We start from the raw sequence: 16,058 nt of genomic DNA on the forward strand, positions 1-16,058 counted from the left end.
TTTATTGTTTTGGCGCATGATGTTATCCAAAAAGCCTGCAACTTTTTGGCATCATGCTGAGGGGTGAACGAGAGCCATGCTTGATCCGATCGTGAATTTCTTCACCCGCATCTTCCAATGGATCGGCCGCGGTATCGGCCTTGTCATCGGCGCGATCCTGTGGCCTTTCCTATGGGCCGGGCGCTGGTATACGCAGCGCGGCTGGATCCTGAAGGCGGTGGTCGGCCTGGCTTTGCTGGTGTTGATCGGCCTCTACGCCAACTTCTTCTACGCCACCCAGTGGTGGAACAAGTTCGACCCCAACTACGTCGATAAATACACCTTCGAGAACCGCAACATTTCCGCCGGCGAACAGGTCGCGGCCGGTGCCGGCACCGAGACCGCCAAGACCTGTGGCAATTCGGGCATCGCCCAGGTCGCGGCCGACCTCACCGATTTCAACGTCAACCAGAATGCCTGGGTCTCGTCGATGATCCTCTACAAGCTCGGCCTGTTCGGCGTCGACTGGGATCACACGCCGTTTATGGACAACAAGGCCTCGTTCCAGCGCGGCATCAACCAGGCGGTGCGGCGCACCGCCACCGAGCTTGCCGACAATCTCGGCCGCGTGCGTACGACATCGCAGATCGACGCCGATCTGCAGGATGCTCGCGGCAATCTGCAGTTCGACGAGGAAACCTGGTATTTCGGCCTGAACCCGTTCGGACCGAAGACGCCGACCCCGAGCTATTATCGCGATGCCGTCAACAAGCTGCGCTCCTTCAACGCCCGCCTGGCCACCTGCCAGGCGACGTTCGACGCCCGTGCCGACAATCTGAAGCAGTATATAGACCGCATCTCCTCCGACATCGGTTCGACCTCGGCAATCCTCAAGGAGCGTGCCGAAAACCACAACAATGGCTGGTTCGACTTCCGCGCCGACGACCGCTTCTGGTTCGCCTATGGCCAGCTCTATGCCTATTACGGCCTGATGAAGGGCGCCCAGGCCGACTTCGAGGACGTGATCAAGGAAAAGCATCTCGGCAATCTGTGGGACACGATGGATTCGCAATTCGTCTCGGCGCTGCGCATACAGCCCTTCATCATCGCCAATGGCCGCGAGGATGGCTGGATCATGCCGACGCACCTGACGACGATGGGTTTCTACGTGCTGCGGGTGCGCTCCAACATGGTTGAGATCAGCAACGTGCTGACCCAGTAGCCCTTATCGCAACGCAAGCAGCGATGGCGAATTTGCGCCGTCGCCTCTGTCGCATTCCGTGCATTGGGCGGCTGTTTTGAGACGGCGGAACGACGCGTCCTCTGGCTTCTATACGGCGCGGCAACGGAGCCAGGAAGAACCGACGGCAGGTCGGCCCGGCCGCGGAGACACTTTCTTCACAGGAAACATAGTTGCATGCAAGTTGACGCCGCGGCAGCGACAGGGTTAGAACATGCCCGCGCCCGGGTCCAACATGCCTGCGAGTGAGATCAAACCCGTCCCCTCCACCGTTCAATCCGAAGGAAAGCCGTCATGGCCGAAGTGAAGTCCGACATCGAGATCGCGCGCGGCGCCAAGAAAAAGCAGATCCAGGAGATCGGCAAGAAGATCGGCATCCCGACCGAGCACCTTTTGCCCTACGGCCACGACAAGGCGAAAATCTCGGCTGAATTCATCAAGTCGGTTAAAGGCAACAAGGATGGCAGGCTGATCCTGGTCACCGCCATCAACCCGACGCCGGCCGGCGAGGGCAAGACGACGACCACGGTCGGGCTCGGCGACGGCCTCAACCGCATCGGCAAGAAGGCAATCGTCTGCATTCGCGAGGCGTCGCTCGGCCCGAATTTCGGCGTCAAGGGCGGTGCAGCCGGCGGCGGCTATGCGCAGGTCGTGCCGATGGAAGACATGAACCTCCACTTCACCGGCGACTTCCACGCCATCACCACGGCGCACAATCTTTTGTCGGCGCTGATCGACAACCACATCTACTGGGGTAATGAGCTCGGCATCGACACCCGCCGCGTCGTCTGGCGCCGCGTCATGGACATGAACGACCGCGCTCTGCGCGAAATCATCGCCTCGCTTGGCGGCGTCGCCAACGGTTTTCCGCGCGAGGCCGGCTTCGACATCACCGTCGCTTCGGAAGTCATGGCGATCCTGTGCCTCTCCAACGACCTGAAGGATCTTGAAAAGCGCCTCGGCGACATCATCGTCGCCTACCGCCGCGACAAGACGCCGGTCTATGCCCGCGACCTCAAGGCCGATGGCGCCATGGCGGTGCTGCTCAAGGACGCCATGCAGCCCAACCTGGTGCAGACGCTGGAGAACAACCCGGCCTTCGTCCATGGCGGCCCGTTCGCCAACATCGCGCATGGCTGCAACTCGGTGGTCGCCACCACGACGGCGCTGAAGCTCGCCGACTATGTCGTCACCGAAGCCGGCTTCGGCGCTGACCTCGGTGCCGAAAAATTCTTCGACATCAAGTGCCGCAAGGCAGGGCTGAAGCCAGCCGCGGCCGTCATCGTCGCCACCGTGCGCGCCATGAAGATGAATGGCGGCGTCAAGAAGGAAGACCTCGGCAAGGAGAACATCGAGGCGGTGAAGAAGGGCTGCGCCAACCTCGGACGCCACATCGAGAACATCAGGCAGTTCGGCGTGCCGGCGGTGGTTGCCATCAACCACTTCTATTCCGACACCGACGCCGAGATCCAGGCGATGAAGGACTATGTCGCCTCGATGGGCGAAGAGGCGATCCTGTGCAAGCACTGGGCCCATGGCTCCGCCGGCATCGAGGATCTCGCCAACAAGGTGGTGGCGCTGGCCGAATCCGGTGCCTCGCAGTTTGCACCGCTCTACCCCGACGCCATGCCGCTGTTCGAGAAGATCAACACCATCGTCCAGCGCATCTATCGCGGCTCCGAGGCGATTGCGGACAAGTCGGTGCGTGACCAACTGCATGCCTGGGAGCAGGCCGGCTATGGCCACCTGCCGGTCTGCATGGCCAAGACCCAATATTCCTTCTCGACCGACCCGAACCTGCGCGGCGCGCCGACCGGCCACACCGTGCCGGTGCGCGAGGTCAGGCTGTCGGCGGGCGCCGGCTTCGTCGTCGTCATCTGCGGCGAGGTCATGACCATGCCCGGCCTGCCCAAGGCGCCGTCCTCGGAAAAGATCTTCCTCAACGAAGCCGGCCAGATCGAAGGCCTGTTCTAAAAATTTCGAGATCGTTGCGAGATTCCAGAAGGGCGGCCAATGGCCGTCCTTTTTGCTTTCCGGGACGGATTTGCCTATGCGGCGTTGCGCGCCAGCGCGCGCTGGTTGGACGCATAGGGCGTGTCGCGTTCGGGCAGTGCGCCGGTCTTCAGGCAGTCGATCCATTCGGCGGTCTTGAGTACGGCCGCGAAGCGCGACTGCAGGATGATGCTCACCACGCGGTGGATCTCCTCGGCCGAGGCATAGCCGGCGCTGTTGGCATAGGGCAGCGAGCCGGTTGCGTCGGAGAGGAACTCGACCGTAAAGCCCATATGGACGGCATGGATGATGGTCGACAGGTCGCAATTATGCGTCATGTAGCCAATGACCGTGATCGTATCGATGGCATTGGCGCGCAGCCACGCCTCGAGATCGGTGCCGGTGAAGGCGCTCGGCAAGTTCTTTTCGACATAGTGGTCGCGCTTGCGCCTGGCGATTTCGGGATGCAGTTCGCCGCCATGGCTGCCCTTGGCGAAGATCGGCGATGTCTCGGGCGCCATTTGCTTGATGACGACCACCTTGACGCCGGCAGCACTGGCAGCGTCCATGGCCTGGGCCACATTGACGACGCTGTCGCGAAACGGCGGATGCTTGATCGCAAGATTGCCGCCGTCATAGTCATTCTGGACATCGATGACGATGAGTGCGCGGCGCGGCGTGGTGTTGGCGGACATAGTGTTTTCCTTTCGGGCTTGACTGGGACGGGTCGAAAATAGGCGGATCGCCCGGCAGCGAAAAGTGGCCCGATTGACATCATTCGAAAGAATTGGGACAATCCGATCTCACTTGCCGGAAACGCCCATGACTGATCCGATCATTGCCGTCCTCGCCTTTGACGGCATCAGTCCCTTCCACCTCTCCGTACCGTGCGTGGTGTTCGGCACCGACCGCACCAAACTCGGCCTGCCGCGTTTCGACTTTCGCGTCTGCGCGCTCGACAATGGGCCAATCCACACCGATGCCGGGCTGACGATCGCGGTGCCGCATAGGCTCTCCGCGTTCGACGATGCCGACATCGTCATCATTCCGAGCTGGAAAGATCTCGACGCCCCGCTTCCCAACCCGCTCCTCGAAGCGCTTACGCGCGCGAACCGACGCGGCGCACTGATCGTTGGCCTCTGTCTCGGCACCTTCGCCATCGCCGCCGCCGGGCTGCTTGCCGGCCGGCGGGCGGCCACGCACTGGTCTTCTACCGACCGCCTGCAGGCGCTGCATCCCGACATCGAAGTCGACGCCGACGTGCTCTATGTCGACGATGGCGACATCGTCACCTCGGCCGGCGTCGCCGCTGGCCTCGACTGCTGCCTGCACATCGTGCGCGCCCGCTATGGCGCGGAGGTAGCGCTGCGGCTGGCCAGGCACATCGTGCTGTCGCCGCACCGGCAGGGCGGGCAGGCGCAATTCATCGAGCGCCCGCTGGCAAAAACCCCGACCGCCGATCGGTTCACCCAGGCGCTCGACACCGTGCGGGCAACGCTGGGGCAAACGCACAGCCTCGACCGCGTCGCCGAGGCCGCAGGCTTGACCCGGCGCACCTTCACCCGCCGTTTCCAGAAATCGATGGGCACCAGCTTTGGCGAGTGGCTGGCCGGCCAGCGCATCGAACTGGCGCAACGGCTGCTGGAGGCGACCGAGAAATCGATGGACATGGTGGCTTTCGAGGCCGGCTTCGGCAGCGCCACCTCGCTGCGCCAGCATTTTGCCGCACGACTGCGGACCTCGCCGGCGCAGTACCGGCGCGAATTCTCCAGGCGGACCGGCGAGCAGGCGATGTCCGCCCTGTCTCATTGATCTTCGGCGGACGCGTATTCAGCCGCGTTTGACCGCCCGCGCCGGGTTGCCGACCACGGTGGTGTTGTCAGGCACGTCGCGCGTCACCACCGCGCCGGCGCCGACAATGGCGCCATCGCCGATGCTGATGCCGCCGAGGATGATGGCGCTGCCGCCGATCCAGGCACTGTCGCCGATGGTGACCGGCCTGGCGATCTCCAGCCCCGTCTGACGGCCTGCTGCCTCCTTGTGGTGCTCGGCGCAGTAGATCTGCACATTGGGGCCAAGGAGTGTCCGGTTGCCGATACGCACCGGCGCGGTATCGAGGATGGTGCAGCCGGCATTGAGAAACGCGCCTGCGCCGAGATGGATGTTGAAACCGTAGGCGCAGTGGAAGGGCGCCTCGATGCGGGCGCCCTCGCCCGCGCTGCCGAGCAGCGCCGATAGCGCTGGACCGATGTTGCCGCGCGGTCGGGGCGGCAGCGAATTGTGCTCGAACACCGCATCGCGCGCGATCACCCGCAGCGCTTCCAACTCGTCGTCGATGCAGGTGTACCACTCGCCTGCAATCATCTTCGTGCGTTCGCTTGCGGACATGGCCATGCCTCCAATCTGATCTCCTGCCAAAGCACAATCCTCCGCCTGGGAAAACCCCGCTGTCCAAATGCCCGGCCTATGCTAGCTTGCCGCGCGGACCGTCCGGGGTTCTGCGTTGAGGGGATCAACCATGCTCTATCTGCTTGCACTTCTGATCGGCATCATCGCCGGTCTTCGCGCCATGACAGCACCGGCCGCAGTCGCCTGGGGTGCTTATCTCGGCTGGCTGCCGCTTGCCGGCACCTGGGCAAGCTTCATGGGCCATTGGGCCGCCGTCGGCATCTTCACCATCCTCGCCATCGTCGAGCTGGTCACCGACCAGTTGCCGTCGACGCCGAGCCGCAAAGTGCCGCAGCAGTTCGGCGCCCGCATCCTGCTTGGCGCCTTTGCAGGTGCTGTGATCGGCGCCACCGCCGGTTCCACCGTTGGCGGTCTGATCGCCGGCGCCATCGGCGCCGTCATCGGCACCTATGGCGGCGCCGAGGCGCGCGGCCGGCTGGCAGCCGCCTTCGGCCAGGATCGGCCCGCCGCTCTCATCGAGGACGCGGCGGCCATCATCGGCGGCCTGCTGATCGTGGCGGCGGTGGCATGACGGCAAAGACTTTCGACGCCATCATCATCGGCGCCGGCCAGGCCGGCACGCCGCTCGCCGGCAGGCTGAACGCAGCCGGCATGAGCGTGGCGCTGATCGAGCGCAAGCTGGTCGGCGGCACTTGCGTCAACACCGGTTGCATCCCGACCAAGACTATGGTCGCCAGCGCCTATGCCGCCCATCTGGCGCGGCGCGCCGCCGATTATGGCGTGACGCTCAGTGGCCCTGTCGGCGTCGACTATAAGGCGATCAAGGCGCGCAAGGACAAGGTTTCGGGCGCCTCCCGCACGGGGCTGGAAACCTGGATCGCCGGCATGGACAAATGCACCCTCTATCGTGGCCACGCCCGCTTCGAATCCGCCAACACGGTGCGCGTCGGCAACGACCTTTTGACCGCCGAAAAGATCTTCCTCAACACCGGCGGCCGCGCCTCGGTGCCGGATCTGCCCGGCATCCACGACATCGACTACCTCACCAATTCCTCTATGATGGATCTCGAAATTTTGCCGCGTCACCTCGTCGTCGTCGGTGGCAGCTACATCTCGCTCGAATTCGCGCAGATGTTCCGCCGCTTCGGTAGCGAAGTCACCGTCATCGAGAAGAGCCCACACCTGGCCGGCCGCGAGGACGAGGACGTATCGGCTGCGATCCTGTTGATCCTCGAAAACGAGGGCATAGCGGTCCATGTCGGCGCCGACGACATCGGCTTCGCCAAACAGGGCAACGACATCGCCGTGACGTTCTCGGCCGGCGAACCGCCGGCAGTCGGCTCGCACGTGCTTCTGGCGCTCGGCCGCACTCCCAACACCGACGACCTCGGCCTCGACAAGGCCGGCGTCGCGGTCGATCTGCGCGGCTTCGTCACCGTCGACGACCAGCTGCGCACCAGCGTGCCCGGCATCTGGGCGATGGGCGATTGCAACGGCAAGGGCGCCTTCACCCACACCTCCTACAACGACTATGAGATCGTTGCCGCCAATCTGCTCGATAACGATCCGCGCAAGGTCAGCGACCGCGTCGAGGCCTATGCGCTCTACATCGATCCGCCGCTCGGCCGCTGCGGCATGACCGAGGCCGCCGTGAAAAAATCCGGCCGCAAGGCGCTGGTCGGCCAGCGGCCGATGACCCGCGTCGGCCGCGCCGTCGAAAAGGGCGAGACGCAAGGTTTTATGAAGATCCTGGTCGATGCCGACACCAGGGAGATCCTCGGCTGTTCCGTGCTTGGCCCTGGCGGCGACGAGGCGGTGCACTGCGTGCTCGACCTGATGTACGCCAAGGCGCCGGTCGACACGTTGGCCCGTGCTATGCACATCCACCCGACGGTCTCGGAACTGCTGCCGACCATCGCCCAGGAACTGAAGCCGCTGGTGTGACGTAACTTTGCGTCAAGCTCCCGGCTTTCTGCATTGGTGCATTGCAGCAATGTGCATTGCGCATGGCACGGCTTCTCGTTCAGTCTGAAATTGAACCGATTCAGACTGGACTTTCCATGCCTTTGCCGATCCTTGCGCTTGCCATAGCATCCTTCTGCATCGGCACCACCGAGTTTGTGATTATGGGCCTGTTGCCCGAGGTTGCCGCCGATCTCGGCGTGTCGATCCCCTCGGCAGGTCTGCTGGTCACCGGCTATGCGCTGGGCGTCGTCTTCGGCGCCCCGATCGTCGCCATGGCCACCGCGAATTTGCCGCGCAAGCCGGTTCTGGTCGCGCTGACGGCTATGTTCGTCGTCGGCAATCTGTTTTGCGCCATTGCGCCCAATTACTGGCTCTTGATGGCTGCGCGCGTCTTCACCGCCTTCGGCCATGGCGCCTTCTTCGGCATCGGCTCGGTCGTTGCCGCCAGCCTGGTGCCGCGCAACAAGCGCGCCAGCGCCATGGCGATGATGTTCGCGGGATTGACGCTCTCCAACATCCTCGGCGTTCCCGCCGGCACTGCGCTTGGCGAAGCGTTCGGCTGGCGCTCCACCTTCTTTGCTGTCGTCGGCATCGGCCTGATCTCTGTTGCGGCCATCGCCTGGCTGGTGCCATCCAATGTCGCCGAACCCAGCGGTGGCGGCCTGCGCGGCGAACTGCGCGTGCTGGGCAAGCTGCAGGTCTGGCTCGCCATGCTGATCGCCTCGCTGGCCTCGGCCAGCCTGTTTGCCGTCTTCACCTACATCAAGCCCTATCTAACCGAGGTCTCTGGCCTGTCGACCTCCGCGGTCACCTGGGTGCTGCTGCTGTTCGGCGCCGGCATGACCATCGGCAACATCATGGGCGGCCGGCTGGCCGACTGGAAACTGATGCCGACGGTCATCGGCACGCTGCTTTTGATGGCGGTGCTGTTTGTCGGCTTCATGCAGTTCGGCGCCATCGCCAGTGTCGCCATCGGTGTCGTCTTCCTTTGGGGTCTGCTCATCTTCGTCGTCGTGCCACCGCTGCAGATCCGCGTCGTCGAGGCGGCGTCCGAAGGGCCGAACCTCGCCGCGACGCTCAACCAGGGCGCCTTCAATGTCGGCAATGCCAGCGGCGCCTGGATTGGCGGCGTGGCCTTGTCCGCCGGCGTTTCCTACGCCCATCTGCCGCTGGTTGGCGCGGTGCTGGCGCTGCTGGCCGTTACCGTGGCCGTTGTCTCACAGGCGCTAGAACGCTCAGCCCCTGTGGCGACCGTTCCGGCGGCCGCAGAATAATCCCATTGCGCCCATGGCGGCGTGAACTGGACCAATCGACAGCCCTCCGGCAAAGGTGCATGTGTTCTGCCTCTTTCTCGGAGGCATCCCATGCAGAAATCGATCGAACGCATTTCCGGCGACAGCGCAGGCGTTTTCTACGAATTCCCGGCATTCCGCTTCACGGGCGCCGACAAGGCAGCGCCCTCAGCCTATCTGCAGTCGGCACTCCATGCCGGCGAATTGCCGGGCGTCGTCGCCATCGACGCGCTGATGCCTGCGCTGAACAAGGCCGAGGTCGAAGGCCGCATCAAGGGCAACATCACGGTCGTTCCCTGGGCCAACCCGATCGGCCGCGCGCAATATCATTTCGGCGAACATCAGGGCCGCTTTCATCTCGGCACCCGCACCAACTTCAACCGAGCCTTTCCGCTGCTTGCCGCGCCTGATACCGCACTGTTGCCGGACACCACATTCGGAACTGCCGACCAGCAGTTGAAGACGCGGCTGCTGCAACTTTCCATCGGCCACGACATCGTGCTTGATCTGCATTGTGACGATGAAGGACTGGCCTATCTCTACGTCCACACCAGCCTGTGGCCGACAATGGCCGATTGCGCCTCCGCGATGGGCATCGACGCGGTGGTGCTGTGGAGCGAAGACAGCGACGGGACCTTCGAGGGCGCCACGATCATGCCCTACCAGAACGTCCCCGCAGGCGTGGCGAAGTTCGAGCGGCGCGTCGCCACCACGGTCGAATATCGCGGCATGCTCGATGTCGACGGCAGGTTGGCCGCATCCGATGCCGAAGGTCTCTACCGGCTGCTGGTGGCGCGCGGCGTGATCGCCGACCCGGCCCTACCCGCACCAGGTCCTTTCACTGGTTTCGTCGCACCGTTGGAAAACATCGACATGATGCCGGCACCCCGGGCGGGTGCCGTGCTCTACGACGTGAAGCCCGGCGACCGCGTCGCCAAGGGCGCACGCCTCGCCACCATCGTCCATACACCCGGGGAGGTCGGCGGCCGCACGGAAGTATTTGCCCCGCAGGACGGCATCATCCTGACCCGCCGCGCGCGCCGCATCATCCGCGCCGGCGAGGATCTCTTGAAGCTGGTCGGCGACAAGAAGAGCGCCGACGCAAGGTCAGGGACGCTGGAGGACTGACCTAGCCCGAGATCGCCAGCCGTGCTTTCGCCTCCAGCCATTCGGTCATCTGCCGGTAGGGCACCGGGCCGTGGCTGACACGGGAGACGCCGAGCTCGGCCAGCCGCTGGCGTGGCGGCACATGCGCCAGCGCGATGATGTTGACCGGCAACGCTGTGGCTTTGCAGAGCGCCTCGATCAGCCCCTCATCGCCAAGACCCGGCGCAAAGAAACCGCTCGCGCCGGCCTTTTTATAGGCCTTTGCCCGCTCGATCGCCTGGTCGAGAAGGCCCTTGTCATGCGCATCCGGCTTCGCCTTGAGGAAGATGTCGGTGCGGGCGTTGAGGTAGGCGGGAATGCCCGAAGCCTTCACCGCTGCCGCCGCCGCCTCGATCCGCTTCACCTGCACGGCGATGTCGTGCAGGCCAGAGCCGCCGACGATCTGGTCCTCGAAATTGAAGCCGATGGCGCCCGCCTGAAGCGCAAGCGTCACTGTGCGGGCGACGACCTCCGGCTCGACGCCATAGCCGCCCTCAAGGTCCACGGTCACCGGCAGGTCGACCGCCGCCACGATGCGCTTGATGTTGTCCAGCGCCAATTCCCTGGGGATTTTCTCGCCATCGGCATAGCCGAAGGCGGCCGCCACCGGCCAGCTGCCCGTGGCGATCGCCTTGGCTCCGGCTTTCTCGACGATCTTTGCCGAGCCCGGATCCCAGGCATTGTAGAGAACGATCGGGTTTCCCTTGACGTGGAGGGAATGGAACGTGCGTGCGCGCTCGATCTGGTCGGTCATCGGTGTCTTCCCGTCTTCTCGATGTTGCGTGGTTAGTCTAGGCAGGAACGCCGGCCCTGGCGATGTGCCATGAGCCCCGGAAGCGGCGGCCACAAACAGGCCTTTCAAACCTGTTGCGCATCCGGCTTTTCGCCGCTATGGATTTCGCCCATGAACATGCGTTCGATCAAGACCGTTTGGTGGTGGGCTCGCTGACAGCGGCCTGTTCGAACGCGTGCGCGTGAAAATAGAAGGTGGCCGCAACGGAATGTCCGGGCGGCCATTTGTTTTTTCAAAGCCAGTCCCGGGTCCGTTGCCCAACAAGCCAGATGGAGACGGCAATGACGACGATGAAGGTTCTGGAAAACGGCGCGGAACGCTTCGTGACCGCGGGTGGCGTCACCATTACCCGCGAGCGCCACGACAAGCCCTATGCCGGCGCGATCGACTCCTATGTCGACGGGCTGAATTCGCGCCGCGGGGCCGTGTTTTCCTCGAACTACGAATATCCCGGCCGCTACACGCGCTGGGATACGGCCATCATCGACCCGCCGCTGGTGATTTCCGCGCGTGGCCGCGCCATGCGCATCGAGGCACTGAACGGCCGTGGCGAGGTGCTGTTGCCGGTAATTGGCAAGGCGCTTGCCGGCTTGAGCGAAGTCACAATCACCGAAACCTCGAAAAAGCTGATCCGCCTCGATGTCGCCAAGCCTGGCCGGGTCTTCACCGAGGAAGAGCGCAGCCGCGTCCCTTCCGTCTTTACCGTGCTGCGCGCCATCACCGCGCTGTTCAAGACCGACGAAGACGCCAATCTCGGCCTCTACGGCGCCTTCGGCTACGACCTCGCCTTCCAGTTCGATCCGGTCGACTACAAGCTCGAGCGCAAGCAGAGCCAGCGCGACCTGGTCCTGTTCCTGCCCGACGAGATCCTGGTCGTCGACCACTATTCGACCAAGGCCTGGACCGACCGCTACGACTATTCCGGCGACGGTTTTTCGACTGAAGGCCTGCCGCGCGACGAAATCGCCGAGTCGTTCAAGACCGCTGACCGCATCCCGCCGCGCGGCGATCATGAACCCGGCGAATATGCCAATCTGGTGCGCAAGGCGATGGATAGCTTCAAGCGCGGCGATTTGTTCGAGGTCGTGCCCGGGCAGATGTTCTACGAGCGTTGCGAGACGCAGCCTTCCGAAATCTCGCGCAAGCTGAAGTCGATCAACCCCTCGCCCTATTCCTTCTTCATCAATCTCGGCGAAAACGAGTATCTGATCGGCGCTTCGCCGGAAATGTTCGTGCGCGTCAATGGCCGCCGGGTGGAGACCTGCCCGATCTCCGGCACCATCAAGCGTGGCGACGACGCCATTTCCGACTCTGAGCAGATCCTGAAGCTGCTCAACTCCAAGAAGGATGAATCCGAGCTGACCATGTGCTCGGACGTCGACCGCAACGACAAGTCCAGGGTCTGCGATCCGGGCTCCGTGCGCGTCATCGGCCGCCGCCAGATCGAGATGTATTCGCGCCTGATCCACACAGTGGATCACATTGAAGGGCGCTTGCGCGAAGGCATGGATGCCTTCGACGCCTTCCTGTCGCACGCCTGGGCGGTTACCGTCACCGGCGCGCCGAAACTCTGGGCCATGCGCTTCATCGAGCAAAATGAGAAGAGCCCGCGCGCCTGGTATGGCGGTGCCGTCGGCATGGTCAATTTCAACGGTGACATGAACACTGGCCTGACGCTGCGCACCATCCGCATCAAGGATGGCATTGCCGAGGTGCGCGCCGGCGCCACGCTGCTCTTCGATAGCATCCCCGAGGAAGAAGAAGCCGAAACCGAACTGAAGGCATCCGCCATGCTCTCCGCCATCCGCGACGCCAAACTAGGCAATGCCGCCGGCGCCGAACGCACCACCGCGCGCGTCGGCGACGGCGTCAACATCCTGCTCGTCGACCACGAGGACTCCTTCGTCCACACGCTGGCCAACTATTTCCGCCAGACCGGCGCCAATGTCTCGACCGTGCGCACGCCGGTGCCGGAGGAAGTGTTCGATCGGCTGAAGCCGGATCTCGTCGTGCTGTCGCCCGGACCGGGCACGCCGAAGGATTTCGACTGCGCCGCGACCATCAAGAAAGCCAGGGCTCGCGACCTGCCGATCTTCGGCGTCTGCCTTGGCCTGCAGGCGCTGGCCGAGGCCTATGGCGGCGAGCTCAGGCAGTTGCATGTGCCGATGCACGGCAAGCCGTCGCGCATCCGTGTCTCCAAGCCCGGCATCATCTTCTCCGGCTTGCCCAAGGAAGTCACCGTCGGCCGCTACCACTCGATCTTTGCCGATCCGGTACGGCTGCCCGACGGCTTCGTTGTCACCGCCGAGACAGAGGACGGTGTCATCATGGCCTTCGAGCACCGCAAGGAGCCCATCGCCGCCGTACAGTTCCATCCGGAATCGATCATGACGCTCGGCCACAATGCCGGCATGCGCATCATCGAGAACATCGTTGCGCATCTGCCGCGCAAGGCCAAGGAAAAGGCGGCCTGACCGGTATGGCCGCAGCGGACAGCGTGACGGCGATCGCGGCAAAGGAGGCGGCCAAGCAAAGGGTCGCCGCCCTCGCCTTCTGGTCGATCGTCGTCGCCTGCGTCGTGCTCGCGCTCAAGCTTGCCGCCTGGTACATCACCGGCTCCGTCGCGCTCTATTCGGATGCGCTGGAATCGATCGTCAACGTCATTGCCTCGGCCGCTGCCTACTGGGCGATCCGGGTCAGCTACAAGCCGGCCGACCAGGACCATCCATTCGGCCACCACAAGGCCGAGTATTTCTCGGCCGTGCTAGAAGGCGTGCTGATCGTGCTGGCAGCACTTTTGATCCTCAGCGAGGTCTGGCGCTCCTGGCAGACGCCGACGCCGCTCGAACAACCCTGGGAAGGCCTGGGGATTAACGGCGTCGCCACCGTCATCAACGCTTTCTGGGCCTGGACGCTGATCCGCGCCGGCCGCGCTGCGAAATCACCGGCGCTGGTTGCCGACGGCCGGCACATCATGACCGATGTGGTGACTTCCGTCGGCGTCTTCGGCGGTCTCGTCGGCGCAATCCTGACCGGCTGGCAAATCCTCGATCCGGCGCTTGCCGTCATCGTGGCGCTCAACATCCTGTGGCAGGGCTGGCATGTCATCGGCTCGTCGATGAACGGGCTGATGGACCGCGCCGTCGACACGCAGGAACACATGCATATCCGCGACACTATCTCGGCCAATTGCAAGGGCGCGCTGGAGGTTCATGACCTCAAGACCCGCATCGCCGGTCGCGCTACCTTCATCGAGTTCCACCTGGTCGTCGACGCCGACATGACCGTCGGCGCCAGCCACGTTATCTGCGACCGCATCGAGGATGCGCTGAAAGCCGAAATCCCCTCGGTGCGCGTCACCATCCATGTCGAACCGGATGATGAAGCGAAGCTGCCGAAAGGCACGACGGCCGTGCCGTTCGCGTAGTCCAGCGCTAGGTGCGAAGGTCTGTCGAGATTCAGGTCAGGCCGAGTCGAGAATGGTGGCTTCCGAGAACCGGAGCGGAGCGTACTTGAAGTACGTGAGCACCGGAAGCGCAGGAAGCCGCCGTTCGCAGGCCGGCCTCACCTGAATGTCGACAGGCCTTACGGGGCGCAGGCCGACTGCGGCATCGACTCCAGCCGGTAGACCTTGTCGTCCGACTGCGTCTTGCCCTCCGCCGCCTTCGAGCAGAGGTCCACAATCGCCAGGCTGCTGTTCGGGTTGGCCAGCATCATGGTGCCGTTGGCGCCGCGCTTGAGGTAGATTTCCTTTTGGCTGATGTCGCACGAAGCATTGCTCATCTTCGAACTCGCCGCGCAGCGCCACTGGTCCGCTTCGCCCTGGCAGGAATAGGTCTGCGTGACCTTGGCCCCGTTCTTCCTGGTGGTCACCGAAACGGCGATGTCGGCGCCGTCGGGCCAGTTGGCGACATCGCCGCCTGAGGCGAAGGAGGCAAGCTCGACCGGCCCGCGGAAGACGCGGATCGACTGCGTCACCTGGTCGGGATGAGAGGAGAGATGCGCGGCATCGTAATCGCGCCCGAAACAGAAAGGCTGGCCCGGCTTCAGCCGCTCGCGCAAAGGCGCACCCAGCGCCGGATCGATCGGATCGATCTTGGCGAATTCGGCCTTGCAGGTCGCCGCCGGCATCGGGTCGAGGCGGAAATTATCGTCCTCTGAGCCCAGCGCCTGCCGGTCATATTCAGCCTCGCCCAGTTCGTCTTCCGATCCGGCGTCGAGATAGAGATCGGACGAAACATCGGTGAGGATCAGGCGGCCTTTGTCATCGAGTTTCAGCGAAGCCATGGTGCGGTCGCAGTCCATGCCGCAGCGGATCGGGCCTGATTTACCGTCTTCGGACTCGTGATTGCACCAGCCGCCGGCCCATTGCGGCGTCTTGGCGCCACGCACCGTGGTGGTGAGAAAGCCATTGTAGGAGGTGTCCGCATTCGCCATCGGCTCCTCGTTCGGATGGCTCACCGGATCATGGCCATAGAGGAAGAAAATCCGCGCGACCTTCTGCTTCGGATGCGCCTTGAGATGGGCCGCGTCATAGACACGGCCGAAACAGGCATCGGCGCCACTCGCACTGAGTTCGGGCAATTTAAGCGCATCGTCGGCCACGGCCGAACCCGCAAGTGCACCGAGCAGCATGGCGCCAAATCCGGCGACGGCGAAATTCTTCCACTTCCTGAATGCCATTGGACCCCCTCCTCGCATCGACAGGACGTAACGTCAGTTTATGCTAGGATCATGGCCGCAGCCACGCAATTTGCGGTGAGCGCCAGGACGAGGAGGATGCTATGCGCAGACGCGACATGTTCCGTGCCAGCCTTGTCGGCGCCGCCGGCCTGTTCGGGCTGAGCCGGGCAGCGGCCGCCGAAGAAAAGCCGAAGGTCGCCTATCACCTCAGCGATCTCGACAAGGTCAATTTCGTGCTCGGCAACATCAAGAACCACTATGAAGGCACCGGCGGCAATGTCGACATCGTGCTGGTCGTGCATGGTCCCGCCCTTGCCGGTTTCAAGTCGAAAGGCATATCAGCGGCGATTTCGGGACGCTTTGCGGGCCTCATCCAGCAGGGTCTTGAGTCGCACGCGTGCGGCAACACCATGAAAGGCATGGAGATCACCCCTGCCGATTTGCTCGAGGGCTTCCACGCCGCCGACAAGGGCGGCGTCGTCAAGCTCGCCGAACTGCAGCGCCAGGGTTACGCTTATCTCAGACCCTAGCCGGGGCTTGAACAGGAGGGCTGCGAGCG

Annotated in this window: 14 protein-coding genes; 10 read left to right on the forward strand and 4 right to left on the reverse strand. The window is 63.8% G+C overall.

What is annotated here, in order from left to right:
- Positions 1 to 76: 76 nt before the first annotated feature.
- Positions 77 to 1,201 carry a DUF2333 family protein gene (locus ACYHH6_RS30230; RefSeq protein ID WP_112561125.1) on the forward strand — a complete coding sequence of 375 codons (1,125 nt, stop codon included), beginning with the start codon at positions 77 to 79 and terminating at the stop codon, positions 1,199 to 1,201.
- Positions 1,202 to 1,513: 312 nt separating this feature from the next.
- Positions 1,514 to 3,193 (forward strand): formate--tetrahydrofolate ligase, encoded by a 1,680-nt coding sequence (locus ACYHH6_RS30235; protein WP_352588321.1) that lies wholly within the window; start codon positions 1,514 to 1,516, stop codon positions 3,191 to 3,193.
- 74 nt (positions 3,194 to 3,267) lie between these two features.
- Here ACYHH6_RS30235 and ACYHH6_RS30240 read toward each other — a convergent pair whose 3' ends face one another.
- A complete protein-coding gene (locus ACYHH6_RS30240; protein ID WP_352588318.1) occupies positions 3,268 to 3,906 on the reverse strand; it encodes a cysteine hydrolase family protein in 639 nt (212 codons plus the stop codon).
- Positions 3,907 to 4,033: 127 nt separating this feature from the next.
- Here ACYHH6_RS30240 and ACYHH6_RS30245 point away from each other — a divergent pair, with 127 nt between their 5' ends.
- A complete protein-coding gene (locus ACYHH6_RS30245) occupies positions 4,034 to 5,023 on the forward strand; it encodes a helix-turn-helix domain-containing protein (protein ID WP_352588316.1) in 990 nt (329 codons plus the stop codon).
- 18 nt (positions 5,024 to 5,041) lie between these two features.
- Here the strand turns inward: ACYHH6_RS30245 and ACYHH6_RS30250 are convergent, their stop codons facing one another.
- Positions 5,042 to 5,599 carry a sugar O-acetyltransferase gene (locus ACYHH6_RS30250; RefSeq protein WP_352588313.1) on the reverse strand — a complete coding sequence of 186 codons (558 nt, stop codon included), beginning with the start codon at positions 5,597 to 5,599 and terminating at the stop codon, positions 5,042 to 5,044.
- 130 nt (positions 5,600 to 5,729) lie between these two features.
- On the opposite strand from ACYHH6_RS30250, the gene ACYHH6_RS30255 reads away from it, so the two are divergent.
- The 4 genes from ACYHH6_RS30255 (at position 5,730) to ACYHH6_RS30270 (ending at position 10,005) form a co-directional block, all read left to right on the forward strand.
- On the forward strand, positions 5,730 to 6,191 hold the full coding sequence (locus ACYHH6_RS30255; RefSeq protein ID WP_352588311.1) for a DUF4126 domain-containing protein: 462 nt from the start codon (positions 5,730 to 5,732) through the stop codon (positions 6,189 to 6,191).
- Positions 6,188 to 7,564, forward strand: a complete 1,377-nt coding sequence (locus ACYHH6_RS30260) for an FAD-containing oxidoreductase (protein ID WP_352588309.1) — start codon at positions 6,188 to 6,190, stop codon at positions 7,562 to 7,564. The genes ACYHH6_RS30255 and ACYHH6_RS30260 overlap by 4 nt, the downstream gene beginning before the upstream one ends.
- 116 nt (positions 7,565 to 7,680) lie before the next feature.
- Entirely contained in the window at positions 7,681 to 8,859 is a 1,179-nt protein-coding gene (locus tag ACYHH6_RS30265) for an MFS transporter (protein WP_352588306.1), read from the forward strand.
- A gap of 90 nt (positions 8,860 to 8,949) precedes the next feature.
- On the forward strand, positions 8,950 to 10,005 hold the full coding sequence (locus tag ACYHH6_RS30270) for a M14 family metallopeptidase (RefSeq protein ID WP_352588303.1): 1,056 nt from the start codon (positions 8,950 to 8,952) through the stop codon (positions 10,003 to 10,005).
- A gap of 1 nt (position 10,006) precedes the next feature.
- On the opposite strand, the gene ACYHH6_RS30275 is transcribed toward ACYHH6_RS30270, so the two are convergent.
- Complete coding sequence (locus tag ACYHH6_RS30275; protein WP_352588300.1) at positions 10,007 to 10,777, reverse strand: isocitrate lyase/PEP mutase family protein; 771 nt, start codon at positions 10,775 to 10,777, stop codon at positions 10,007 to 10,009.
- Positions 10,778 to 11,085: 308 nt separating this feature from the next.
- On the opposite strand from ACYHH6_RS30275, the gene ACYHH6_RS30280 reads away from it, so the two are divergent.
- Positions 11,086 to 13,290, forward strand: coding sequence for an anthranilate synthase (locus ACYHH6_RS30280; protein ID WP_435053391.1), 2,205 nt, complete (start codon positions 11,086 to 11,088; stop codon positions 13,288 to 13,290).
- Between the two features lie 5 nt (positions 13,291 to 13,295).
- A complete protein-coding gene (locus ACYHH6_RS30285) occupies positions 13,296 to 14,243 on the forward strand; it encodes a cation diffusion facilitator family transporter (RefSeq protein ID WP_352588294.1) in 948 nt (315 codons plus the stop codon).
- A gap of 158 nt (positions 14,244 to 14,401) precedes the next feature.
- Here ACYHH6_RS30285 and ACYHH6_RS30290 read toward each other — a convergent pair whose 3' ends face one another.
- Positions 14,402 to 15,499: a hypothetical protein gene (locus tag ACYHH6_RS30290; RefSeq protein WP_352588291.1), complete on the reverse strand. Its 1,098-nt coding sequence runs from the start codon at positions 15,497 to 15,499 to the stop codon at positions 14,402 to 14,404.
- Positions 15,500 to 15,600: 101 nt separating this feature from the next.
- On the opposite strand from ACYHH6_RS30290, the gene ACYHH6_RS30295 reads away from it, so the two are divergent.
- Positions 15,601 to 16,029, forward strand: coding sequence for a DsrE family protein (locus ACYHH6_RS30295; protein ID WP_352588288.1), 429 nt, complete (start codon positions 15,601 to 15,603; stop codon positions 16,027 to 16,029).
- Positions 16,030 to 16,058 lie beyond the last annotated feature (29 nt).

Source organism: Mesorhizobium sp. P171375 (genome assembly GCF_057786075.1).